At 65.0% G+C, this 25,351-nt stretch carries 13 protein-coding genes and 1 pseudogene; 2 read left to right on the forward strand and 12 right to left on the reverse strand.

The annotated features are described in order from the left end of the window. The 3 genes from ACE3UY_RS18045 to ACE3UY_RS18055 all read right to left on the reverse strand — a co-directional run. Window positions 1-428: RNA polymerase sigma factor (locus ACE3UY_RS18045; protein WP_374688877.1), on the reverse strand; the 428-nt coding region annotated here is incomplete at its 3' end. Between the two features lie 150 nt (window positions 429-578). After that, window positions 579-1,265 carry an endonuclease III gene (gene nth, locus ACE3UY_RS18050; protein ID WP_374688878.1) on the reverse strand — a complete coding sequence of 229 codons (687 nt, stop codon included), beginning with the start codon at window positions 1,263-1,265 and terminating at the stop codon, window positions 579-581. After that, a complete protein-coding gene (locus ACE3UY_RS18055) occupies window positions 1,262-3,130 on the reverse strand; it encodes a class I SAM-dependent DNA methyltransferase (RefSeq protein ID WP_374688879.1) in 1,869 nt (622 codons plus the stop codon). Before ACE3UY_RS18055 ends, nth begins: the two co-directional genes overlap by 4 nt. Before the next feature lie 120 nt (window positions 3,131-3,250). Between ACE3UY_RS18055 and ACE3UY_RS18060 the strand changes: the two genes are divergently transcribed. Next, on the forward strand, window positions 3,251-3,724 hold the full coding sequence (locus tag ACE3UY_RS18060) for a hypothetical protein (RefSeq protein ID WP_374688880.1): 474 nt from the start codon (window positions 3,251-3,253) through the stop codon (window positions 3,722-3,724). A gap of 148 nt (window positions 3,725-3,872) precedes the next feature. Here ACE3UY_RS18060 and ACE3UY_RS18065 read toward each other — a convergent pair whose 3' ends face one another. Then, window positions 3,873-7,598: an InlB B-repeat-containing protein gene (locus tag ACE3UY_RS18065; protein WP_374688881.1), complete on the reverse strand. Its 3,726-nt coding sequence runs from the start codon at window positions 7,596-7,598 to the stop codon at window positions 3,873-3,875. Window positions 7,599-8,023: 425 nt separating this feature from the next. Here ACE3UY_RS18065 and ACE3UY_RS18070 point away from each other — a divergent pair, with 425 nt between their 5' ends. After that, window positions 8,024-10,441 (forward strand): FG-GAP-like repeat-containing protein, encoded by a 2,418-nt coding sequence (locus tag ACE3UY_RS18070; RefSeq protein ID WP_374688882.1) that lies wholly within the window; start codon window positions 8,024-8,026, stop codon window positions 10,439-10,441. A 103-nt stretch (window positions 10,442-10,544) separates the two neighbouring features. On the opposite strand, the gene ACE3UY_RS18075 is transcribed toward ACE3UY_RS18070, so the two are convergent. From ACE3UY_RS18075 to ACE3UY_RS18110, 8 genes and pseudogenes are all read right to left on the reverse strand, one after another. Then, window positions 10,545-11,378, reverse strand: coding sequence for a sulfotransferase (locus tag ACE3UY_RS18075; protein ID WP_374688883.1), 834 nt, complete (start codon window positions 11,376-11,378; stop codon window positions 10,545-10,547). 12 nt (window positions 11,379-11,390) lie between these two features. Then, complete coding sequence (locus tag ACE3UY_RS18080) at window positions 11,391-12,371, reverse strand: putative capsular polysaccharide synthesis family protein (protein WP_374688884.1); 981 nt, start codon at window positions 12,369-12,371, stop codon at window positions 11,391-11,393. 45 nt (window positions 12,372-12,416) lie between these two features. Continuing rightward, on the reverse strand, window positions 12,417-13,652 hold the full coding sequence (locus tag ACE3UY_RS18085) for a methyltransferase domain-containing protein (RefSeq protein ID WP_374688885.1): 1,236 nt from the start codon (window positions 13,650-13,652) through the stop codon (window positions 12,417-12,419). 103 nt (window positions 13,653-13,755) lie between these two features. Then, the gene (locus ACE3UY_RS18090) at window positions 13,756-14,799 is read right to left on the reverse strand and encodes an NAD-dependent epimerase/dehydratase family protein (protein ID WP_374688886.1); all 1,044 of its coding nucleotides are present in this window, start codon (window positions 14,797-14,799) and stop codon (window positions 13,756-13,758) included. 23 nt (window positions 14,800-14,822) lie between these two features. After that, window positions 14,823-15,593 carry a glucose-1-phosphate cytidylyltransferase gene (gene rfbF / locus ACE3UY_RS18095; RefSeq protein WP_374688887.1) on the reverse strand — a complete coding sequence of 257 codons (771 nt, stop codon included), beginning with the start codon at window positions 15,591-15,593 and terminating at the stop codon, window positions 14,823-14,825. Between the two features lie 103 nt (window positions 15,594-15,696). After that, window positions 15,697-19,725 (reverse strand): putative Ig domain-containing protein, encoded by a 4,029-nt coding sequence (locus ACE3UY_RS18100; protein WP_374688888.1) that lies wholly within the window; start codon window positions 19,723-19,725, stop codon window positions 15,697-15,699. Window positions 19,726-20,156: 431 nt separating this feature from the next. After that, on the reverse strand, window positions 20,157-24,644 hold the full coding sequence (locus tag ACE3UY_RS18105) for a DUF1349 domain-containing protein (RefSeq protein WP_374688889.1): 4,488 nt from the start codon (window positions 24,642-24,644) through the stop codon (window positions 20,157-20,159). Between the two features lie 175 nt (window positions 24,645-24,819). Beyond that, window positions 24,820-25,351 (reverse strand): annotated as a pseudogene (locus ACE3UY_RS18110) (hypothetical protein); the annotation flags it as partial.

Genomic DNA, 25,351 nt, shown 5'->3' on the forward strand with positions numbered 1-25,351 from the left:
ACGTAGGCCATCAACTCGCGCCGCTCGGTCAGTTCCTCCGGCCGCGGCCCCGGATCGGCCACGAACGAGGGGGTGAAGTCGCCGTCGTCCGTCTGGGTCAGGTGGTCGAGCGACGTGTCGCGCCAGCGCTTGCGGCGCAGTTCAGTCAGGCCGATGTTGAGAGCGATCTTGTTGGCCCAGGTAGTGAAGAGGCTGCGGCCGGCGAAGCTGTCCAGGTTGTCGAGCACCTTCAGCAGCGCCTCTTGCACGAAGTCGTCCACCTGCGTCTCGAACTCCGGCGCATTGGTGTCCACCTGGCCGAGGAGGCCGCGGCGCAGACCGGTCGCCAGCACCTGGCGCAGATCGTCGAGGGCGGCCTCTCGCCGCGGGCCACCGGCCCGCAGGTCTTCGATCCATTCCTCGTTGGTGCGTGTGCGTATCGCGCTCATAGCTTCCGGCCGCGGCTCCCGATTGGGACAAGAGTATTGTAATCGCCTTTGCGCGCAAGAGGCAAAGAATGCGGGGGAGCAAGGGTGCAGGGGAGCAGGGGGCGTGGAGTTCACCCCGGCTCCCCTGCACCCCAGCTCCCCTACATCTTTCTACCCATCGGCCGCGCGCCACACGAATGACTGGTAGTAGTCGCACACGTCTTGCAGCGGGCAGATGTGGCACTGCGGGGCGCGGGCGCGGCAGATCTCCCGGCCGTGGCGGATGAGGTTGATGTGCATCGGGTAATACGTCTCCGGCGCGCCCAGGCTCTCCAGGAGGGGGTGGGCCTTCACCGCGTTCGTCTTGGGCGGGATAAGCCCCAGCCGGCCGCTGACGCGGTGGACGTGCGTATCGACCGGGAAGGCGGGGCGACCCAGCGAGAACAACAGGACAATCGCCGCCGTCTTCGGCCCCACCCCCTCGATGCGCGTCAGCCAGGCCATCGCCTCCTCCAGCGGTAGATCGCCCAGGAAGTCCAGCGACAACTCCCCCCGCTCCCGCTCGATGTGGCGCAGCGCGTTCTGGATGCGCGGCCCCTTCGTATTCGACAGCCCGGCCGAGCGGATGGCGGCGACGACCGCTTCCGGCGGCGCGTCCCGCACCGCCTCCCAGGTGGGGAAGCGGGTGGTCAACTCGGCATAGGCCCGCTCGGTGTTCACGTCGGCCGTGGCCTGCGAGAGGATAGTCGCCACCAGTTCGTCCAGCGGCGGCCCGTGGGAGCGCCAGACCGGCCGGCCATACGTCTCGTTGAGCACGCGAAAGACGTGCTCATACTTGGCGCGCAACGCCTCGGTCATGCCTCAGCCCCGATCTGCCCCGCCCGCCGCCGCCGGCCGGCCAGGCAGTCGAGCAGCGCCGCGCGCGCCGCTTCCCGCTCGGCGGCCGGCAGGCCAACCAGATCGAACACCAGGTCATCCAGCTCGCGGCGGTCGTCGCGAGCCAATTCCTCCGGCGTCTCGCCCAGCGGCCGGGCGGCCAGCCGGGCGGCGGCGTCTTCCAGGGCGCGGCGCTGCCCGGCGTCCAGCGTGCGCGGGTCGGGCAGCAGCGCCTCGGCCAGTTCATAGGTTGCCAGCCACAGCACCCCCTCGCCCAGGTTCACTCGGCCGCGTAACTCGCATTGCAGCGCGAACCAGGCGCTATTGAGTAGCGCCGCGGCCACCCCCGGCGCGATCTCATCGTCCGGCCGGACGCGGTAGATCTGCTGATCCACGACCAGCGGCTCGACCACAACCGGCGCGAAGTGGCGCTGCCAGACCCCTTTCGCCAGCAGCAACCCGCCCTCAGCCGCTTCCGGCAGCGCGTACCATGGCGTTCGCCCGGCGCAGGTGCGCCGCCGGTGGATGCCCTGCGCCTCGCCCCAGGCCACGTAATCGCCGGCCGCCGTGCCGGCCAGCCGCGCCCCGGCCGGGATGGTCAGCAGGTCGTGGGCGCACTCCTCACGGCCGGCGCGCAGATCGGCCACGCGGCGCAAGGACTTGAGCAGCGGCCGGCGGAACTCCGGCTCGATGCCCCAGCGCTCGACGCGCGCCCGATCCAGGTAGAAGAAGTTGTTGGCCCCGCTGGTGAAGCCCCGCCGCACCGCCGCCCACGCCCCCAGCGAGACGAGCGGGCGGCTCGGCGGGCGCAGGTACACGGCCGGGGCGCGCAGCAGCGTCCCCCAGCGCTCGCCGGCGGCCAGCGTCTCCTGAGGGCGCACGCGCGCCGACACGCCGGCTGTGTCCCGGTCGGCCGGCGGCAGCAGGCGGCCGATGAGCTGGTCAACGGCCGACTGGCGGCGCGGGTCGTCGGCCTCGTAGCCGAGCAGGTCGCGCAGCGGTTGGCGCAGCCGGGCCAGCCGGACGCGGTTGGCGGCGCGGGCCGGTGCGTCGTCCGTCCGCTCCAGGATGATGACGCAGGTGTTGACGCTGGCCGCGGCGAACCAGCGCTCCACGGCCGACTCAATGATGGCCAGGATGCGGAAGTGATCGAGCAAGAACTGCTTCAACGGGCCGCCGTAGGCCACGTCGAGCCAGCCGTTGGGCGCGACGAAGCCCAGCCGGCCCCCCTCGCGCAAGAAAGCGGCGCTGTGGAGAAAGAAGTAGGCGTGCAGCCCGGCCCGCCCGCCCAGACCCGCGCCCAACGCCCGCGGCAGCAGCGCGGGGCGCGCCGCCCCGTCCGCCGGCTCGTCGGAGAACAGCGCCAACTGCGCCCCGGCCGCCGCGTCCAGCCGGCCGATCCACTCGGCCCGCGTGTAGGGCGGGTTGCCGATGATCGCGTCGAAGCCCGACCACTCGTCCCCCTCCCCCCCCGGGAGAGGGCTGGGGAGAGGGTCTTCCCGCCCGCCGGGCATGCTTGCTCCCTCCCCCCCCGGGAGAGGGCCGGGGAGAGGGCTTCCAGGCTCGAGCGTCAGAAAGTTGGCATGGAGGATGGTCGCGCCCGCCACCGTTCGGGCCATCGCCGCCGCCTCCGAGTCAAGCTCAACGCCATAGAGCCGGCCGGCCGGCGCGTCATCGCCCGAGGCCAGCCACGACCGCCAGCGGGCGGCCCGCCTCAGCAGCGCGCCGTCGCCGCAACTGGGGTCGAGCACGCGATCTTCGGGGCGGCGCAGACAGAAGCCGAGCAGAAGGTCGGCCACGTCGATCGGGGTGGCGAATTGGCCCCAGGTGCGCTGCTTGTTGGTCATTGTTCAGGCAGAGTGTAGGGGTAAGGCGACCGGGAGACCGATCCCTCGGTTATCCACTGTCTCCCGGTCGCCTTACCCCTACTCGATAAAGCATCTGGTCAGGATTATACTATAAGCAACATGACAACGTTATCGACCACCGCCTTCGTCCAAAGCTTGCCCGGCGTCCTGCGGCCACTGCTGCCCGCCCCGCTGCAGGGGTTCCAGTACCGCATCCAGTGGCACACACTGCTCCAGATTCACTACGGCGAGCCGTCGCTGCACTACGAGGTCAGCCGGGTGGGCGGCCGGCCGGGCCAGACCATCGAAGGTTGGGAGCTGGGCTTCCACTGCGAGGCGCGCGACCACGCCCTCAACCGCTTCCTGCTCGATGGTTTCCGCCGCCACCTGTTCGAGATCAAGGCCACGCTGGGCGAGGCGGTCGAGGCGGAGATGTGGGATCGGGGGTGGACAAAGATTTACGAGGTCTGTCCCAAAGCGCCGCTGACCGAGGCGTTCCAGGCCGAGATGGCCGGCCGGCTAGCGGCCATGATTGGCTGTCTCCACCCCATTTTTGTCGACTTGCGGCAGGCGGCGGTCGAGATTTTCAGATGAAGAATCTGCAGATTAGGCAGATTTATACAGCGCTACTCTTGAATCCGTAGCATCCGTCCTGATCCGTAGCCATTTCTTGAAACACAACAGCCGCCGGGTCGAAGGACCCGGCGGCTGTTTATTACCTGGTTAGAAGGCGGCGCTGCGGTTAGCGGATGATCACCGGCAAGGCGATGTAGCGCGTCGGCAAGGCGGTGAACGTGGCTGTGACGGCGCGCGGCTGGTCCAGCAGCACCGAGACCGGGTTCTGCGCGCCGGTCGCGTCGCCGCTCCAGCCGCCGAATACCCAGCCCAGACCGGGCTGCGCCTTGAGGCTAACCGTCTGGCCGCAGACCATCTGGACGGCCGGCGGCGTGGTCGTCACCGAGCCGCCGCCGACGATGGTCACGTCCAGCAGCGGCGCGTCCGGCTCCGGCACGGCCCCATCGGTGTTGTGGAAGTAGTCAACGATGGCCGTGTGGGCCGGCGCGGTCGTGGCCCCCGTCGGGCGTACGTTGCCGGCGAAGACGCCTGCCTTCTTAACCTTCATCACAAAGGTGAAGACGCCCGCCTCTTTCCAATTGTTGGCGTCGGCGTCGGCGCTGTAGGCCAGCGTCCAGCGGTCGCCGCGGCGCGTGACGCGCAGGTAGTTAGCGTCATCAGCGTCGATCGCCACGTCAAGCCGCTTCTTGGCCGTGCCATCTTCCAGCGTCATCGCGTAGGCGTGGACGCTCGACACGCCGTTGACAGTCATGTAGCTGAAGTCGAAGCGGGCCAGCGTCTGCGCGCCTTCCTCGATCAGGATGCCCTGCATCTGCGAGTTCTGCGTCACGTCCGAATCGAACTTGACGACGATCTCCATGTTGCTGGTGTTGCTGGCCGGCTGCATGACGCGCGGCGCGTTGTTGACGCCCTTCCAGATGTTGTGGTCTTCATTCGTCGCTGGGATGGCGATTAGCAGTTGCTTACCGTTGGTCGTGAACGTCGCGTTCCCGGCCGGGTCGATTGGGTCGCCCCAGACATCGCTCAGGTCGCAGGCGTTGAAGTTGTCGGTGAACGGACCGGTGGGCACGCTGAACGTGGCGATGACGCTCTTGTCGCCATCCATCACCAGCGTCAGCGGGTTGTCGTTGCTGACCACGTCGCCCGACCAGCCGGCGAAGACGGAGCCGCCGGCCGGCGCGGCCGTCAGCGTCACTTCCTCGCCCCAGGCGTAGCTGTCCTTGTCCGGCTCGATCTGGATGACGCCGCTGCCGTCGCCGTCCGTCGCCGTCGTCAGGGTGAACGGCCCCAGCGGGACGAAGGTGGCCGTGACGTTGGTAGCGCCGTTGATGGCGATGGTCGTCGGGTTTGTCGTCCCCGTGGCCGCGCCCGACCAGCTATCGAACTTCCAGCCGGCGGCGGGCGTCGCCGTCAGGTTCACCACGTCGCCCTTGAAGTAGCCGGCCGGCTTGTCGGGCTGCTTGGCGACCGAGCCCTGTCCCACAATGCTCACGTTGAGCGGATAGACATCATCGACGAAGGTGGCCGTGATAGCCATGTTGCCTGTCACCGTCACGTCAACCGGATTGGTGTTGCCCGTCAGGCCGCCGCTCCAGCCGGCAAAGCGCTTGTTGGCCGCCGGGATGGCCGTCAGCCTGACAACCGTGTTGCTGGCATACTGCGCCTGCTCCGGTTCTTTGGTCACTGTGCCGCCGCCGCCCGGTACGGTCACGTTAACCGTGTAGTACTGGATGAGGGCAAAGCTGCCGGTGAGGCTGGTGTTGCCGTTGATCGTCACTTCCAGCGGGTTGAGCGGCGAGGTGAGCGAGCCTGTCCAGCCGGAGAAGAAGTAGCCGTCGTTGGGCGTGGCCGTGACGACGACCTTCTCGCCCGGCGCGTAGAGCGACTTCTTGGGCGCCCAATTCACCGTGCCGTTAGGGCCAGCCGTGGCATTGAAGGTGTATTGCCCGGCGGCGAAGTTGGCGACGATCGTCAGATTCTTATTAACCGTCACCGTTTCGGTGGGATTCGAGCCGGTCAGATCGCCGCTCCAGCCGGTGAAGGCGTAGCCGTCGTTGGGCGTGGCCTGTACGGTCACCTGGGTTCCCGGCGTGTAGGTTGGTCCGGGCGGGTTAAGTGTCACCGAACCGCCTCCGGCCGGGTTGACGCTGGCGTTAATGCTGAACGTCTGGACGAAGAGGGCCGTCACGTTCATGTTCTTGGTGACGTTGATGGTGATCGGGTTGGTGAGACCCGTCACGTCCCCCTGCCAGCCGCCGAAGTACCAGCCGGCGGCCGGCGCGGCGGCCAGCGTCACCGCCTCGTTGTAATCGTAGGTGGCCTTGTTGGGCGACTTGGTGACCGTGCCCATGCCGGCCGGGCTGACGCTCGTTGTCAGGGTGAACTGCGCCGGCTTGAAGTAGGCGGTGATAGTGTGATTGCCGGTGATGGTGAACTGCACCGGGTTGTTGCTGCCCAGCGACGCCCCGGCGCGCGTCTCCGCCTCACCGACAGCCGTCGCGATCTCCTTGTAGGCGTTGTGGATGATCGGCTTGGACGCTTCGAACTCGATCACGTCCATGATGCCCCACGTGAACGTACGTGGCACAATGGCCTTATCGAGCAGGTAGCTGTTGCCATTGCGACCGAAGCCCAGGATGGTCATCTTGCCTTGCGGGGTGTGGTAGTCAGTCTGGGTATCATCGGTGTGGTTGACCATGAACAGGGCGCGGCCGGTGGGGCCTACGGTCGGGTCGGCGACAAAGGCCCACTCCTCATTGGGGATATCGACGGCCCAGGCGACGTTGGCGTTGGTCTTCACGCCGGTGGCGCCGTTGTTGCGCACGATGAAGTCGGTCGTCGGCTGGAGTAGACCCCCGGGCGTGCCCTCATAAAGGAAGTAGTAGTTGTAGGGCGCGTGCAGCATAGTGAAGGTGACATAAGTGGGATAGACCTCCCACAGTCCACGCCAGCGATCGCGCCCGGCCGGCGGCTTCTTGGTTTCGAACGCCTCAAAGGTGATCTTAACCGGGCCTTCCGACAGGAGCGTGGTGGTCATCACGTTGCGGCCTGGGTGGAAAAAGCCACCATTGTTGGGATGGACGACGTTGGGGATGCCGCGGAAGTCGCCGCCGTCGTCGGGCGTCTTGCTCCAGGCAATCCAGTCGTTGCCGTTCAGGTCGTTGAAGCTGGAGAAGCCGCCGCCCTTGACGTGATAGAAGTAAGTGCCAACAGGCGTATCCATCTGGTAGGCGGCCATGCCTTCGTCCGTGGCAGTGCCGTTGAAGGTGATCAGGGGCGTGACGGAGGGCGGGGCGAAGCCCTTGCCGGTCACGTCAAAGTAGACGTGGTAGCGGCGCGTGGCCCCGGCGGGCGTGTTGCCCTCCATGATCACTACCACCGTGCCGGCGGCCTTGGTCGCGGCGTTGAAGTCGGTCGCTTCGTCGAACTGGAACGGCACCGTGGCGTCAATGACATTGTCGTTGGCATCGACTTCGACCACGCGCACCGAGTTGGGATCCAGTGTGCCCGTCTTGCCCAACGAGGCCCAAATCTGGGTGAAGTTCAGGTCAAATTCGGCCGGCTTGTCGGTGCGGGCAACGCTGGCGGCGTTGGCCGTCACCTCGACGCGGTAATCCCAGTCGTTGTTCCACCAGACAAGATCGCTGGCGACGACCCATTTATCGAACAGCCAGCCCGTGGCGGGCGTGGCGGTCAAGGTCACGACGTCGCCGGCGTTGTAGGGCCCCGGCGGGTTGACCGTCACCGTACCCTTGCCGGCCGGCTCGACCTTGAGAGTCAGATTGAAGGCGTTGCCTTCGGCCGCCAACGGCGGGACGGCCGATAGCAACGTGACGCTGAAAAGTAGCGCGCAAACAGTCAGAGTGAAACGCAGCATCGTTTGTTTACTCACGTGTATTCTCCCCATGCATTGTCATCCACGCTCCGCGCGGACTATACAAGGTGGCGGCCAAGCCGCCGGTTACGTTGGTGGGCCGATCCCGCAGTTCGCTCCTACTCCGGAAATACGGCAACTTCCGATCAATTCCACTATTCGGACACCTTGATCATAGGCTGTCTCGCTTACGGCCAACCTTAACGCTCCTTCAGAGCCTCCCTACGTTTTCTACTTAGTACTTTCGTAATAGAGTATTTTCTGCTATGCTGTTCGCCTAGTAGTTAAAACACGAGATTCCCCTTCGAAAGTTGCTTCCCCGCCCGCTCGTGTACCGCTAGACGAGTACCGGTAACTGCGTACCGTAATAAGGGATCGATTGCATCGCGGCTACCTCCATTCAGATTCATCCCTTCTAACTTCATCGTGAGGTAAAGGATCGCATGAAACACGTTGCCAACGGCCGACTGTGCCTGATTGTGGGCATTTTTCTATTTAGCCTGTGGGTGTTGGGTAATTATTGGAATAACCAGAATAGCGAGCATCGCGCGCAGGCCGCTCCGGCCGCGAGCGCCCCCGTCCAGTTTATGCCCGCCATTCAAACCCGCGCTACTCCTGTCTCGCCCTTGCGCGACTGGCAACATCTGTCCAGCGCGCAGGGCGACCTGCCAGTCCCCGGCCCCAGCGTCGAACAGTCGGCGGCGCTCGTCGGCGACCTGAACGGCGACGGCCTCAACGACTTCATCATCGCCTCGCGCCTGCCGCCCGGCCCTTCAGTGCAATGGTATGAGCGGCTGGCTGGCGGCGGCTGGGCCTATCACGTCATCGAGAGCGACGCCCTGCCTATCGAGGCTGGCGGGGCGCTGCACGACATCGACGGCGACGGCGACCTCGACCTCGCCCTGGGAGCCAACGGCCGCGATAATGCCATCTGGTGGTGGGAGAATCCGTATCCGGCCCCAGCAGAACGCTGGCAGCGGCGACCCATCAAGAACAACGGCCAACCTCGCCACCACGACATGCTCTTCGGCCAGTTTGACGACGATCCGGCCGTGGAGTTCGTCTACTGGAACCAGAGCGCGTCGCGGCTGTTTGCCGTGGACGTACCGGATAACCCGCGAACGGCGCGGCCCTGGCCCGGCGCGCGCCCGATCCACGTCGCCGGTTCCGGCCGCTACGAGGGGCTGGCCAAGGGAGACGTGAATGTTGATGGCCGCCTGGACATTGTGGCCGGCGGGCGGTGGCTGGAGTATCAGGGCGGCAACACCTACAAGCCGCACCTGATTGCCGACATGGAGCAGACCCGCATCGCCGTCGGCGACGTGAAACCAGGCGGCTGGCTGGAAGTGGTCATCTCGCCGGGCGACGCCGACGGCCCCGCCCGCTGGTACGAGTGGGACGGCGTCGCCTGGGTCGGCGCCGATCTGTTCGAGCATCCCGTGAAACAGGCCCACTCGCTGGAACTGGGCGACGTGAACGGCGACAACCTGCTCGACATCTTCATCGCCGAGATGGCCTTTGCCCCTGAAGCGGAGCGGCACAACCCCAACGCGCAGGCATGGCTGCTCTATGGCGACGGCGAGGGCGGGTTCACAACCCAGTCGGTCTCGTCCGGTTTTGGCAACCACGAGTCGCGGCTGGCCGACCTGGACGGGGATGGCGACCTGGATATTCTCAGCAAGCCCTTCTCCTGGCAGACGCCACGCGTTGACGTCTGGCTTAACCAGGGCGGTCAGCCCGATCTAGGGTGCGGGCCGCTGACGAACTGGACGTGGCAGACCCACCTCGTGGACGACGCCCGACCGCGGCGCGCCGTCTTCATCGATACGGCCGACCTGGACGGCGACACCGACCCGGACATCGTCGCCGGCGCGTGGTGGTATCGCAACCCCGGCGTGGCCGGCGGCGCGTGGGAGCGCCGGGAGATCGGCGCGCCGCTTAATCAGATGGCGGTCGTCGGCGACTTCGACGCCGACGGCGACGCCGACATCCTCGGCACCGTGCACAATGGCCCGCAGGAACAACACGGCAACGCCTTTGTCTGGGCGCGCAACGACGGCGCGGGCGAGTTCACCATGCTGGACAATATCGACGCCGGCAGCGGCGACTTCTTGCAGGGGGCAGTTCTGGGCGAGTTCGGCGGTGCGCGCCGGGTGATGCTCTCGTGGCATGACCACACCGGCGGCATCGAGAGCCTGACCATCCCGGCCGACCCGTCGGCCGAGCGCTGGACGTTGGCGCAAGCGTCGCCAGTCACGCTCGGCGAAGAGCTCTCGGCCGGCGACATCGATGGCGACGGGGATACCGACCTGCTGCTCGGCGTCGGTTGGCTGGAGAACACGGCCGCCGGCTGGAGCGCGCACACGCTCTTCAAGACCGATGCCGCGCCCGACCGCAACCGCCTGGCCGACGTGAACGGCGACGGCCGGCTCGACGCCATCGTTGGCTACGAGGCCATCAACCGGCCGGGCGTGGTGGCCTGGTACGAAGCGCCGGAAGACCGCACCCAGCCCTGGACGGAGCACGTCATCGCCACCGTCATCGGGCCGCACAGCCTGGACGTGGGCGACCTGGACGGCGACGGCGACGCGGACGTCGTGGTGGGCGAGCACAACCTGACCAATCCGGAGGAGGGGCGCGTCCTCATCTTCGAGAACGCCGGCGGCAGTTGGCAACAACACCTCGTCGCCACCGGCCACGAGCACCACGACGGCGCGCAGTTGGCGGACGTGGACGGCGACGGGGACGGGGACATCGTCTCCATCGGTTGGGGGCACGACGACGTACTGCTCTACGAGGCGCTGGCGTGTTCTCCGTCAGACGTGCCCAGCCCCACGCAGGGCGGCGACCCTTACCCTTAAACGAAGTAGGGGCAGACCTGCGTGTCTGCCCTGGGGCGCACACACAGGTCTGCCCTGGAGCGCACACGCCGGTCTGCCCTGGGGCGCACACACAGGTGCGCCCCTACTCGGTGAAGAACGCCGCCCAGGGCGTGCCCTGAAAGCGCGCCTTCAGCGCGGCGTAGTTGGCGATCTGGGAGGCCAGGGTGCGACCCGGTCGCTTCTCCGTGCCGGGGTTAAGCGCCTCGTGGGGCACGCCGAGAAAGGTCTGGATGCGCGCTAACTCACCCGGCAGGTCGCGGGTCAGCTGCTCGTAGATCACTTCGTGCCGCGCGTGGTTGCCAAAGAGCGTGTCGTACTCCGCTTCCCAGGCGCGCATGCGAGCGAAGAACGCCTCTGCTTCGGCCGGGTCGATCGTCACCGGCGCGTCCGCGCCGTTGCCGGAGTACTTGATCCACTCCTCCGTCTCGCCCGCTTGCTTCTCCGAGAGTAGCGTCTTGAGCAGGTTGCGCCGCTTCAGGTGCAGGACCTTCAAGTCGGGCTGGCCCAGCAGGTAATCCCATACCCCCTGCCCCCAGGCCGTGTCGCGCGGGGCGTGGTGGTAGAAGATCTTGAAGCCGACGGCATCTACCTGGGGTGGGTACTTGCGGAAGACCTTGTCGCTCAGGAAGCGCACCGGATCGGCCTCGAAGAGGGCCTGGCTGTTCTCGAACTCGTGGTAGTGCTGGGGATAGCGGTCGACGTTCTTGACGATCTCGCCAAAGCCAACGATGCGGCTGTGGTTGTTCAGTGAGCGCATCAGCAGCGTCGAGCCGGTGCGAGCGTAACCGATGCAGATGAAGCGTGTGTAATCGGCGCCAGCCGGCAGCAATCCGGCGTCCTGTGCGCGGTGGCGCAGACCGTGATAGGCGCGCATCGTCGCGCGTGTCGCCCGCTTGCGGAGGTTGGACTGGGGCATGGTGTCAGCTCATCACGCCATCGCGGGGGCCGGGCGCGTCGCGGCCGGGGCCAGCCACTTGCGCCGAAAAGCATCAATCTCGGCCGGGGTGTAAAAGTGGCGGCTAAAGCGCGTGCCGTAGATCGCGTCCAGATAGCTTTCGGGCAGAGCCACCTCGCGGCGGAAGCGCTTGTAGAGGTCGGCGTAGGACTTATCCTCGGCCGTGTTGCTCTCCACCAGTTGGAAATCCTCCAGCCCCAGGAAGTCGCGCAGGGCGGCCGGCGCGCACTCGTTCAACTTCTCCAGCTTCAGCAGCAACACGTCGGCGAAGTCGCTACGATAGATGTGGTAGCCGCGCTCGTGGTCGAACGGCTCAGTGTAAACGTCCACGCCATAGAGCGTCCGCACCTCCATGTCGAACCACGTCTCCGGCACGTCGTGGGGGTAACGGGCCAGAAAGTACTGGCACAGCGCGTCCAGGCAGCCGGCCGAGTGCTCGGCGCACAGCGCCTTCACGTCGGCCGGCCACCAGATGTGGTTGTGGAAGAGGCCGGACAGGTTGGTCGCCACCGGGTCGCGCACCATCGTGATGACCTTGACCCGTTCGCCGGAGGCCCGCATGCGGCGCAGCTCCTGGTTGAGCAGATGGTTGCGCAGGAAGCCGCGCCGCTCCTTACTCGTCAGTCGATCCCAGCCGCCGACACCCTCACTTGACAGACGCTCGGCAAAGGCCATGCCTTCTTCGCTGACGAAGTGCGGCTGGTACATCGCCATCGTCCGGCGGATGCGGCGCGTCTTCAATGAGTAGGCGACGGTTGTCGAGCCGACCTTACCCATCGTGTGCACCATGAGCAACTGCTTGCCCTTGCGCCGATCCAGCCAGAGCTGCGCCCCGGCGCGCGCCGTCAGAAAGCGGTCTTCGCCCAGGAGGGAGACGGCCAGCCCCTTGCCCGACCGCGCCAGTCCGCGCAGCCCGCCCCGCCGTCGCGGTGATGTGGAGGATGAAGTAGCCATGCCTGTTTAAATCTGCCTAACCTGCCAAATCTGCGGATTCCCTTCTTATACGATGCGCGGCTCAGGGATAGGGATGATGAACCGCCCGCCCGCCTCGCGGTAGGCCGACTGCTGGCGCATGATCTCCTCGGCGAAGTTCCAGGCCAGCAACAGCACGTAGTCGGGTTGGTCTTCCAGCAGCTTCTCGACCGGATAGATGGGCAGATGGTTGCCGCCCATGTAGCGGCCGTGCTTGAACTTGTTCAGGTCCACCACGTAATCCACCAGCGACGAATCGATCTCGCAGTAGGCCAGCATCGTCGTGGCCTTGGCCGCCGCGCCATAGGCGGCGATGCGGCAGCCTTGCGCCTTCAGGTCGCGCAGGATGCTCAGCAGGCTGTCCTTGACGTGCTGCACCCGGTCGGCGAAGTCGAGGTAGTAATCGATGCGATCGACCTTGCGCTCTGCCTCCGTCGCCAGCAGCTCGCGCACCACCGGGCCGACGTTCTCGCGCGGCTCCACGAAGAGGCGCAGCGAGCCGCCGTGAATCTTGGTGCGCTTCACGTCGTTCAGGTAGAGGCCGTGCTGCCGGAACAGCTTGTCCAGGGCGGTGATCGAGAAGTAGCACAGGTGCTGGTGGTAGATGGTGTCGAACTCGACGTGATCGACCAGGTCAACCACGTAGGGGCACTCGATAACCGCCGCGCCCGCCGGCTTGAGGATGGTCTTGATGCCGGCGACGAAGCCGTTCAGGTCGGGCACGTGGGCCAGCACGTTGTTCGCCAGGAAGACGTCGGCCGACTTGCCCTCGGCCTTGAGCTGCTGGGCCAGGTCGCGGGTGAAGAAAGTGATCATCGTGGGGATGCCCGCTTCCTGCGCCGCCGTGGCCGGGGCAACCGACGGGTCGATGCCCAGCACGGGGATGCCCCGCTCAGCGAAGTTCTTCAGCAGGTAGCCGTCGTTGCTGGCCGCTTCCATCACCAGGCTGTCGCCGTTCAGCGGGCGCGTGTCCATGATGTACTCGGCGCTTTCGCGGAAGTGCTTCAGCAGCGATGGGGAGACGGATGAAAAGTACGGGTACTCGGCGTAGAAGAGGATTTCCGGGTTGACCGTCTCGCGGATCTGCGCCAGCGACGAGTCGGGGCAGAAGACCAGGGTTAGCGGGGCCTTCAGGTCAGGCTCGTCCAGTTGGTCGGCGCGCAGCAGGCGGTCGGCCAGCGGCGTCTCGCCGAAGGCCAGGATGGTTTCGAGCTTGTCCGAACCGGAAATCCGGTCGGTGGTTTCGTTCTTATAGATTGCCATAGCGACTTCACACATGAATGGCTACGGATTTCACGGACAATGCGGATTCAATCCGTTCTTAATCCGCATTGTCCGTGAAAATCCGTAGCCAATCTCTTAACGCTCAGGCCGGGACGGCTTCGCGCCAGCGCAGATGGTTGTCCAGGCGGCCGCTTGCCATCAGCAGCTTGATATGATCGATGCGGCGGTAGCGCGGCCCCTCGAACTCCTCGAGTTGCAGGCCGACCCGCTGATACGCCTCGTACAGCTCTTGCGCGCCCAGTCGGGCCGTCCACTTCGGCTTGTACTCCGGCAGGACGCGGGCGATCTTGCCGCTGTCCACGCGGTAGTTGCGCTTGTCGGGGCTGGCCCCTTCGGCGAACTCCACGCGGCTGCCCGGCACGGTCTCGGCCACGATCTCGGCCAGTTCGCGGATGCGGTAGTTCTCTTCCGGCCGGCCGACGTTGAACGCCTCATTGTGGATCAACTCGCGCGGCGCGTGCAGGGCGGCGACGAAGGCCAGGGCCATGTCCTCGATATGGACGACGGGCCGCCAGGGCGTGCCGTCGCTCTTCAGGTAGACCAGTCCCGTCGTGTAGGCCCAGGCCGTCAGGTTGTTCAGCACCAGGTCGAAGCGCAGCCGCGGCGAAACGCCATAGGCCGTGGAGCTGCGCAGGAAGGTCGGGCTGAAGCCGTCGCTGGCCAGCTTGGCCACGTCCTGCTCCACCATGACCTTCGAGCGGCCGTAGGGCGTCACCGGGTTGAAGGCCGACTGCTCATTGAGCCAGTCATCCACGCCCGCGCCGTAGTTGCTGCACGACGAGGAGAAGATAAACCGCTCCACGCCCAATTCCTTGGCGATCTCGGCCATCCGCACCGAGGCGCGGTGGTTGATCTCGTACGTCAGTTCCGGATTCAGGTCGCCCAGTGGGTCGTTGGACAGGCCGGCAAGGTGGAGGATGGCGTCGAAGCCGTCCAGGTCCTCGTGGGTCACGTCGCGAACGTCCTTGTTGAGCGCCGGAATCGTGCTCGTCTCATTCTCTTCGCCAAACGTCGCCGCCTGGTACAGGTTGCTGTCCAGACCGACCACGTCGTGCCCCGCTTTCAGGAGCATGGGCACCAGAACCGTGCCCACATAACCATTATGACCAGTCACCAAAACGCGCATGATATCTCTCCACTCCGTCCTTTTTACCAGATCTTCCAGGGGGCTTCCCCGCTGTCCCACAACTTCTCCAGCACGTGCTTGTCGCGCCGGGTGTCCATACATTGCCAGAACCCATCGTGCTTGTAGGCCATCAACTCGGCGTCGGCGGCCAGGCGCTCCAGGGGTTCCTTCTCGAACTGGGTGTCGTCGCCCTCGATGTAATCAAAGACTTGCGGCTCCATGACGAAGAACGCGCCGTTGATCCAGCCCTCGGCCGTCTGGGGCTTCTCGGTGAACTCGCGGATGCGGTCGCCGTCGAACTCCATGTGGCCGTAGCGGGCGGGCGGGCGCACGGCCGTCATCGTCGCCAGCCGGCCATGGGCGCGGTGGAAGGCCAATAGCTGCTGTAAGTCCACAGTGGACACGCCGTCGCCCCAGGTCAGCATGAAAGTCTCGTTGCCCATATAGGGCTGCAAGCGCTTGATCCGGCCGCCGGTCATCGTGTTGAGGCCGGTGTCGATCAGCTGCACCGTCCAGTCCTGGACGCCGTCCGTGTCGTGCAAATCCACCTGCCCGTTCTTCAGGTTGATGGTCATGTTGCTGTTGAGCGAGCAGTAGTCCACCATGTAGCGCTTGATGACCTCGCCTTTGTAGCCCAGCGCGATCACGAACTCGCGGTGGCCGAAGCAGGAATAGTGCATCATAATGTGCCACAGGATGGGCCGGCCGCCAATCTCTACCATCGGCTTGGGTTTGATCTCTGTCTCTTCGGCCAGACGAGTGCCGTGTCCGCCGGCCAGAATGCCTACTTTCATGCCTTGTCCACTCCTTAATAAAGAGAATCCACAGATTTCACAGATTACACAGATTCTCTTGAACAATCATCTGTGTAATCTGTGAAATCCGTGGTTGCCAGTCCTAGCGAATCACGAACGGCAGGACGACTGCCTTACCGCTGACGGTGAGGATCACCGTCTGGCTGCCCTGATGTCCCAGTGGGTCGGTGGCGATGAAGATGATGCTGTACTCGCCCATCTGGGAGACGCTTGGCGTCCAGCTAAACGTCCCCACGCCGTTGCCGTTATCGGTGAACTTTGCGCCGGCGGGCAGGCCCTCGGCTTTCAGCGTCACCTTCTCGCCGCGCGGGTCGGCCGCCTTCACCTGGAAGGTCACCGGCTGGTTGATGATAACCGCCTTGTCGGGGATCGGGTCAACAGTCGGCGGCGGGTTGTCGGAGAAGGTCGCCGTCACCGCCATGTTCTTCTCAATGGCGAAGGTCAGCGGGTTCTCGCCGCCGGTCAGGTCGCCGCTCCAGCCGGAGAAGAAGTAGTTCTGCGCCGGCGTGGCGGTCAGCGTGATCTCGTCACCGCAGTAGTACTCGGACAGGTTCGGCGAGCGCGTCACCTGGCCGGGGCCGACGGGGTTGACCGTCAGCGTGTGCTTGTTCTGCGTGAAGACGGCCGTCACGTTCACGTTGTCGGTGATCGTGATCATCTTCGTCGCTTCGGTTCCGGTCACGTCGCCTTCCCAGCGGGTGAACGTCCAGCAGGCGTTGGCCTGCGCCGCCAGCACGACCTGCTGGTTGTAGACGTAGGTCGGGTTGTTGGGATTCAGCACGATCTGGCCGCCGACGCCTTCCTTGCCCAGGCTGATGACGTCAGTGTCGATCGTGTACTGAATCTGGTTGAAAGTCACATTGACCACGGTGTTACCGGTGATGGTGAACGTCGTTGTCAACTGAGACGACGTGGTTCCGCCGCTCCAGCCGCCGAACGTCCAGCCGGGGTTGACTGTGGCCGTCAGCGTCACCTCGTCGCCATAGACGTAAGTGGCCTTGAGCGGCGAGATAGTCGTCGAGCCGCCCGAAGCGCCGGGGATGCCGTTGTTGGTGACGTTCAGAATCAGGCTGTACTTCTCCTGCTCGAACGTGGCCGTCACCGTCTCGTCCTTGCGCATCGTGATCGACGCGGTGGGCAGCGGGCTGGTGATTGCGCCGCTCCAGGCGATGAACTTCCAGCCCGGCGCGGGATCGGCCGTCAACTGCACCACGTCATCGTAGACGTAGGTGGGCTGGTCGGGCGACTTGGTCACGACGTTGCCGGCTTCATCGGCGTTCTCCGGGCTGAAGACGACGTTCAGGAGATACTGATCCTCGGTGAAGGTCGCGGTGATGTTCTTGCCGCCGTCCATGGTGACGGAGGTCGTCGGCGCGGTTCCCGTGGCGTCGCCGCTCCAGCTGTCGAACGACCAGCCGGGGATCGTCGTGGCGCTCAGCGTCACCAGATCGCCGCAGAGGTAGCGGGTCTGATCGGGGATCTTCGTGACCGTGCCCGTGCCGACCGTCGTGACGTTGATGTTCATCGGGGCGGCGTCCTCGGGGACGATGGGCGTGTCCGAGTTGAAGAAGTAGTCCACGGTCGCCGAGTGGCCGGGGGCCGCCGCGCCGGAGTTGCCGCCGTAAAAGCCTATCTTCAGCGCCGACATGTCGAAGACGTAATCCGGGTTGCTGCGCGTCCACTTGGTGTCGGCCTCGCTGGCCTTCCAGTACCACGTCCAGGTGTCGCCGGTGCGGGTCACCTTGAGCAACGGCGGCGTGGAGGTCATGCCCAGCGGCAGGTATTCGCGCGTCACGTCCTTGACGCTGGTCCCGTTGGCCACAAAACGTGCGAACAGGATCGGGCCTTTGGTGGCGTGCTGCTCGAAGCCGATACGGACGTAGTTGTTGGCGTCTTCCTCGATCAGGATGCCCTGAATCTGGCCTACGGCGGTGATGGCCGATTCGAACTCGATCTCGACCGCGAAGTCGCCGTCGTTAGCCACCTGCATGAAGCGCGGCGGGCCGCCGGCCGTCCAGTCGTGGGCGCTGCCGGCCGGGGTGGTCAGCGTGATCGTCTCGCCCGACAGCATGACGGTCGTGTCGTTCTTCGGATCGACTTCCGTCCACATCGGGTTGAGCTGGCAGTAGTTGAAGTCGTCGGACACGATCTCGCCCAACTCGGTGGTCGTGAAGGTCTGGTTGCCCGACTGGCCGGTGTTGCCCTGCTCGTCCATACCCTTGATCTGGAAGTTGTAGAGCGTCTGGGGCTGCAAGCCGCGAATCTCGGCGCTATGGCTGGTCTTCAGGACGTTGTCTTCCTTGAAGCCAAGCTCGTAGTTCTTGGTCTTGCCGTAGTCCACGCGGCTGGTAGCCGGCTCGTTGGTATTCCAGGTGATGTTGGCGCCGTTGGCCAGCGGCACGACGACGATATTGCTGATGACCGGCGGGTTCGTGTCGGGCGCGGCCGTCGTGAACTTGTAGGTCACGGGCGACATGCAGTTGCCCACCATGTCGCAGGCCTCGATCTTGACGTTGTACTCGGTATTGAAGGCGAAGTTGCCCGCCGGCTTGTAGACCAGGCGATATTCGCCCATCGTCCCCTGCAACTTGGCCTTGTCGGTCACGTTTTGATCGTTGACGGTCAGTCTGACCGTCGTCCAGTCCACACCGAACTCGCTATCGCCCACGTGGGCGACGAGCGGTGACTTGGTGTCAACGTTGACGGCATTGGGCAGCGGGGCCTGGTTGCTGACGACAGGGGGTGTGTTGTCCGCCCCGCCGGTTGAACGGCGCAGCACGAACATAGGGCCAGGCCGTTCGACGAAGTTGCCGGGACCGCTGCCGGAATAGGAGTAGGTGATGCGATTCAGGTTGGGAACCAGGTAGGACTTGTTAAACGTCTTGACGCCCAGCTTCCAGTGGTCGTCCGGCGGGTTCGGGTTTGCGTAGGAGGGGTTGCTGCCGTTGATCGAGAAGTACGGGTTGCGCCAGTACGCGCCGACCAGGAAGGCGTTGGTGAAGTACGTCGCCACGGACGCCGGCATGCGGAAGTCATAGCTGACCTCGTCGGGCCGCTTGGCGTCCATGTGCAGGCCGAAGTCGGTGAAGTCGTGGATGATGAAGGCGTTGACCGGCGCAGTGCGCATCAACTTGAACTCAGCCGACTCGCCGCCGGCCGCCTCGCGCACGTTGCCCGCCGCGTCCACGACGCGGATCTTGAACTTGATTACCGGCTGGTTGGTGACGTGGGGGATATCCCAGGTGATGGTGGCCGTCGTGACGTCGGCCTTGGGCTTGATCGTGCCGATGTGGTTGATCACGCCGCCGGTGTCCTTCGGCTCGAAGCCGCCCGGCCACCAGTTGTTGCGGCCCAGGTTGTGCCAGTCGCGGAACTCGCCGTCGTTGTCCTCGTCGTACCCCTCGTACCAGGCATGAAACTCGATGTACTTGGTATCGGCCGAGAAGTCGGCCGTCAGCGTCAGCTTGTCGCCGTTGACCGTCAGCGTACCGCCCGCGTCCGGGCCGACCGCGGCGCCGTCGTCCTTGATGCTGGTCAGTTGCCCGGTGGGGGGTTCCACGTCGCTGCCCGGGCCGGGCAGCAGGGGGTTCTCGTTGGTGTAGTAGATGCGGAAGCCGATGTCGTGAATGTGCGTCGGCCGCAGAGCGGTGAAGGTGATCGTGTTGTTGCCCTGGTTCAACTCCGTCATATCAACTTCGGCCACCCAGGGCGTCCGGCTCCAGTCCCAACCGACCGGCACACTGTTGACGGTGCCATTGTTAAGCTTGTACCGCAGCCCGCGCGAGTCGTAGGCCCGCCACAGGTCCAGGTACATCTCCACTTTCACCGCGTTGCTGAAGTCATCCGGCAGCGAGAAGCTGAGCGTCTTCGGGCACTTGTAATTTATGCCGCCCGGCTCCACGTACCACGATCCGTTGGGGTTCGTCGGCGAACCATCGTCATTGCAGCCGCCGGTGAACTGTTTGTGGTCAACCCAGTATTCCTTGTAGGTGACCTGCTTGCTCGAATTGTAAATGCCGGCCTTGACCCCTGACGGGCCTGCCAGCAGCAGCCCCGCCATAATGGTCATGGCCAGGAACAGGATTGTGTACTGCGCTTTGTTCCTCAACATTTGTTGCCTCGTTCCAAGATAGGGACTAGGGTCTAGGGGCCAGGGGCTAGGGAAGAGAACTTCGTTTGCTCCGTGCCGCCGTCCTGCTTTGCCGCGCGTCCAGACGCGCCGCGTGTTTACGCGCGCTATCAGCGTGCTCTACCAATAAAGGGGTTGATACATCGTGGCGCAGGTTTCTTAACCTGCGCTCTATCGCGACAGCCCGGCCACTGTCTGGGCTCCTTACTCGTGGCTTGCCATCTTGTTCACTGCCATGTGCTTGGTTTAGGGCTATGGCGCAGGTTAAGCAACCTGCGCCACGGCCCTCATCCGCTTTCTACTATGCTACAGAGTAATCAGCTTCGCTTACGATGCCTCTTAAGTGCGGTCGTACACAGAAACCGGGTTTCGGCGAAGCGGGCCTCGCTCTAAGAAACCCGGTTTCTAGCGACCTAACGAATGGCGATGGGCATGAAGAGGTCGTAGCGGCTGCGCAGGACGAACGTGGCCGTCACCGCATGCTTCTTGGTGATGGTCAGCGTCTGCGTCGCCAGCGAGCCGGTCAGGTCGCCTCTCCAGTCCTGGAACTGCCAGCCGGTCAGCGGCGTGGCCCGCAGTTGCACCTGCTGGCCGCACGTGTAGGGGGCGGGCGGGGTCGGCGTCACCGTCCCCTGCCCGGCCGTCACCACCGACAGCCCTGGCGCGTTGGCGTCTTCGGGGCTGATCGGCGAGTCCGTGTTGAAGAAGAAGTCGAACAGCGCCGTGTGGCCTGGCGGCGCGCCCGCTTTCGGTTGCTGGCTGCCCGCGAACACGCCGATACGTTGCGCGTCAATGCCGTAATAGAACTTGACAAAGTTGGTCCATGGCTTGGTGACGTCGCTGCGGTAGAACAACTTCCATTCATCCCCGGTTCGACGAACCATGAGATACATGACCGATGCGTTCTGCGCGAGCAACGTTTCATCTGGTTCCTTGTTCTTGAAGATGCGCGGCGCGCCGTTGTCCACCCGTCCGGCGAACAGCTTCAGCGCCTCTTCATCCCGGTAAAAGTCGAACCGGATGAACTGCTGCTCGCTCGCCTCGACGAGGATGCCCTGCACCTGACCCGACTGCAGCACCGCCGACTCCATCCGCACACTCACTTCGAAGTCGGTGTTCTCGATTTCCTGCATGATCCGCGCGCCCTTGTTGCCGGCCGTCCAGACCTCGTAGTCAAACCCGGAGGGGATGGCGATCTTGAGCTGCGTGCCGGTCATCGTGTAGTTGGCCTCGCCCAGGGGGTCGGCCCACGACCACATCGTGCTGAGCGCCGCACAGCTGTCGAAGTCATCCGACACTGGCCCGGTCGCGTCGGTGAAGTTGGCGACGATGTTCTTGTTGCCGTTCACGGTCAGGTGGTACGGGTTGGCGTTGCTGACCAGGTCGCCGCTCCAGCCGGCGAAGACATAGCCGGAGTCGGCCGTCGCCGTCAGCGTCACCACCGTCCCGGCCAGGAACTGCGTCCCCGGCGGATCCACCGCCACGTCGCCGTTGCCGCTCGATGTCACGTTGACCGTGTACAGCGGAGCCACGGCGAAGGTGGCCGAGATGGTCTTGTTGCCATCCATGCTGATGATCAGCGGGTTAGTCGTCCCCGTGGCGTCGCCGCCCCAGCCGGTGAACATGTAACCCAGCGCCGGCTCGGCCGTCAACGTCACCTGCTCGCCCACCGCGTAAAGCGGCCGCTGCGGGTCGGCGCTGATGCTGCCGTTGGCCCCCGGCAGCAGCGTCAGGCTGTAGACGCCCGGCTCGCCGAAGGTGGCGGTGATGTTCATCTCGCCGGTGACCGTGATGGTCGCCGGGTTGACGCTGCCCGTCAGGTCGCCACTCCAGCCGACGAACTCCTTCCCGGCGGCCGGCGTGGCGGTCAGGATGACCTGCTCACCCAAGCCATACTCGTCCTTGGGCGGGTTCTTCACCACCGTGCCCTGGCCCACCACGGCCACGTTGACCGGATAGCCCCCGTCGGAGACGAACACCGCGCCTACGGTGGCGTTCTTGGTCATCACCAGCGTGGCCGGATTGGCCGAGCCGCTCAGGTCGCCCGTCCAGTTGGCGAAGGAATAGCCCAGCGCCGGCGTGGCCGTCAGCGTCACCGTCTCGCCATCGTAGTAGAGCGGCTTGCTGGGCACGGCCTCGATCGTCCCGTTGGGGCCGGGCGAGAGGGTCAGGCTGTAGACGTTCTCCTTGAACGTCGCCGTGACCGCTTTGTCGGCGTCCATGATGATCGTCGCCGGGTTGGCGTCGCCGCTCAGCGCGCCGCTCCAGCCTACGAAGGCAGCGTTGCCCGTTGGCGTGGCCGTCAGCGTCACCTGCGTGCCACTGACGAAGCTTGTGCCCGGCGGGTTGTTAGCCACCGTGCCCGGCCCGACCGTCGTCACCGTCAGTGTACGCGGCGGCGCGGCGGCGAAGTTGCCCACGATAGTCGTGTTCTGGCTGACCTCTATGACCAGCGGGTTGGTCGTCCCCGTGGCGTCGCCGCTCCAGCCGGTGAACGCGCCGCCCAGGCTGGGCGTGGCGGTGATGGTCACTTCCTCACCGGCAGTGTAGGTCGGCTTGTCGGGCGACCTGACTACCGCGCCGGGGCCGCTGGCGCTGACGGTGACCGTGTATTGCGCGGCGGGGACGAAGTTGGCCGTGACGTTCTTGGTCTCGTTCATGACCAGCGTGGCCGGGTTGGTGTTGCCGCTCAGCGCCCCGCTCCAGGAGTCGAACTTGTAGCCGTCGCCGGGCACGGCCGTCAGCGTCACCGACTCGTCGCAGGCGTAGTTCTCCTTGTTCGGCAGGCGCTCCACCGCGCCGCTGCCCGTCGTGGTGACGTTCAGCTTGCGGGCCGCGTCTTCCGGCACGATGGGGCTGTTGGTGTTGAAGAAGTAGTCGATCAGCCCGACCATGGCCGGGTTCTTGCTCGAATTGCCGACGTAGGGGCCGTAAGAAGATACGGCCATTTCAAACGTGAAACCCTTCACCAGAGGCCAGTTCACACCGTCGGACGAGTAGTGCAGGTTCCAGACGTTGCCGATGCGTTTCACGCGCAGATACATCGGCGGCGCGATGGTGATGGGGTTATCGATGCTGGCGTGGTTCGTCAGCGCGCCGTCGAGAAAGGTGTAGACCTGGACGCGGTACGTCTTGCCATCATGCAGGAAGTTGAAGCGCAGGAAATCGCCCTCGTCCCCCTGGACGATGACGCCCTGGGCCTGGTTCTTCTGGCTCATGGCCGAGTCGAACTTCACGTCGAAGGAGAAGTCCTCATTTTCGGCATACTGCATGATGCGCGGCGCGTTGATGCCGCTTATCCACACATCGTGTCCGATGCCATCCGGCACGTTGATCTGCACCTGCGAGCCGGTCATGCTCAGCGTCGCGTCACCCAGCGGGTTGATGTAGGTCCAGCGCTGCGTGTTCAACTGGCAACTGCTGAAGTCGTCGGAGATGGGCGTCTGCACGGTGGGGTTGATGAATAGCGCCGTCGCTGTCCGGTCACCGAACATCTCCAACGTGGCCGGATTGGCCGTGCCGGTCAGGTCGCCCAACCAGCCCTCGAACGTCGAGCCTGCGCCGGGCGTGGCCGTCAGCGTCACGTCCTCGCCAAAGCGGTAGGTCGTCTTGGTGGGCGCGGCGGCCACCGTGCCCGTGCCGGTTCCGGAGTTGCTGATGGTCAGCTTGGGCTGCGGCTGGATGCTGTTCAGTTCCACCGTCACCGCGCCGAAGCGCGCGTCCACGTGGTGGGCCAGCAGCATCAACGACCCGCTGCGCGGCTCGCCGTTGATGCCCTGCCCTTCCACGTCCCAGGTAGCCGGTTCCGTCCCATTGGCCGGCCAGACCTTGAAGCGGTAGATCGCGGGCTTGACCGGGTTGGGGTTGGACTGGATGGCAAGTTTGAAGATGTAGGTCGTGCCCACGTTCAGCGTGCGGGTGCTCTCGCCGATGAGCTGCCCCTTGTTACCCAACAACTGGAGGCCCTCGCTGTACACGGCGCCATCTTTCTTCCAGCGATACCAGCCCAGGCCGCCCAGCCGCCGCCAGCCGGTGCGCGGCGATTCGCCCTCGGAGGCCGCGTAATGCCCCTGCCAGCGCACCAGTACGCCCACGCCGGGGCCGTTCGACGGCGCTTTGTACCCCTCGGCGTCAATGCCGAAGACGGTAATGGGCACGGTCACCGTGTAATCGCGCCAGGACATGTCGCCGATGCCGATGAGCCGGTCGAAGTCCAACACCGTCGGCCGCGCGCCGCCGTTGTCGATGGCCCACAGGCCGTCGATTACCTGGGCCACGTCGCTGACCTTGGTCGCGCCGGCCCAGTTGACCGTGATGGTCTGTGGCGTCGTCCAGGCCGGGGCGCTGTTGTAGTTAATCGTCACTACCGCCTGGGTGGGGGCCAGGCTGGCGTCCACCGCGGTGATGACCAGTTGATTCGCGCCGGTCTGCAAGTCGGTGTAATCCAACTCGATGTTGAAGTCGCCCGCCCCGGCCAGCCGCATGTTATCCGGCCCCAGGGGGACGGGCATGGCCGGCCCGCCGTTGAGCGAGTAGGACACGCTGCTGATGGTCACGGCGCTGCTGACGTTGCCCAGGATGTTGACCCACTTCTGCGGGTCGCCCTTGGGGCCGAACGTCTGCGTCGGGCCATACCAGAGCGTGATCACCGGCGCGTCCGGCGAAGACTGGAAGAGCGTTCCCGGTTGGTCGGCCGCCGGCCGGCCGGGAAGCTGATTTTGCGGCGTCTTGATCGTTCCGCCCTCCAGAGGCGGCATGGCGCCCTCGTCCGTTGGGGCCGTTTGGCCCTGCGGCAGCGCGGTAGGGAGCAGATCGGCCTCGGCCGCCCACGCCCCACCCACCATCAAGGCTGTCATCATCAGCGATGCCAGGAGCAAGAATAGCCTTGCGTGCTTGTTCATGTGTCTAACTCTCCTCGAACTACGAACGACGAGCGCCGGGGTGAGGCAACTCACGCCAGGGGCGCACAAGGAAGCCAAGAACGCAAGGAAGCGACGCTTCCTGGCGTTCTCGGCTTTTCTCGGCGCGCTCTGCGTGAGTGCGCGCCTCCTGTCAGTCGCTACTTATCATTCGCTCTTACCTTAGGATGAAGGGCGCTAAGATTCGGAAGTCGCCATCACCCTGAACGAACCGGGCGGTGATCGCCATATTCTTCGTCACCGATATCGTGCGCGTCGGGCTGGTACCGGTGGTGTCGCCGCTCCAGCCGACGAACGTCCAGCCGATCGCGGGCTGCGCCGTCAGTGTCACCTGCTGGCCGCAGTAGTAGCCCGGCCGCTGCGGATCGGCCGTCACCACGCCGGAACCTTCGATTTCCACGCCCACCTGATAGTGCGCATCCTCGTTGGCAATCGGCGCGGCAGTGTTAATGAAGTAATCGACGACGGCCGTGTGCGCCGGGATGGCGTTGCGGAAGCGCACGTTGCCTGCGAAGACGCCGGCCCGCTTGACGTTCATGTCGAAGACAAAGTCGGCGTTCTTCGTCCACTGCTGGCCGTCGAACGAGTAGAACTGCTGCCACTTGCCGTTGTCGGCCGAGCGCACGATGCGCATGTACATCGAGGCGGTGGTCGCCGGCTCCGGGGCGGTGTTGTTCTCGGTCTTCTTG

Source organism: Promineifilum sp. (SeqCode), assembly GCF_041918635.1.
GTDB lineage: Bacteria > Chloroflexota > Anaerolineae > Promineifilales > Promineifilaceae > Promineifilum.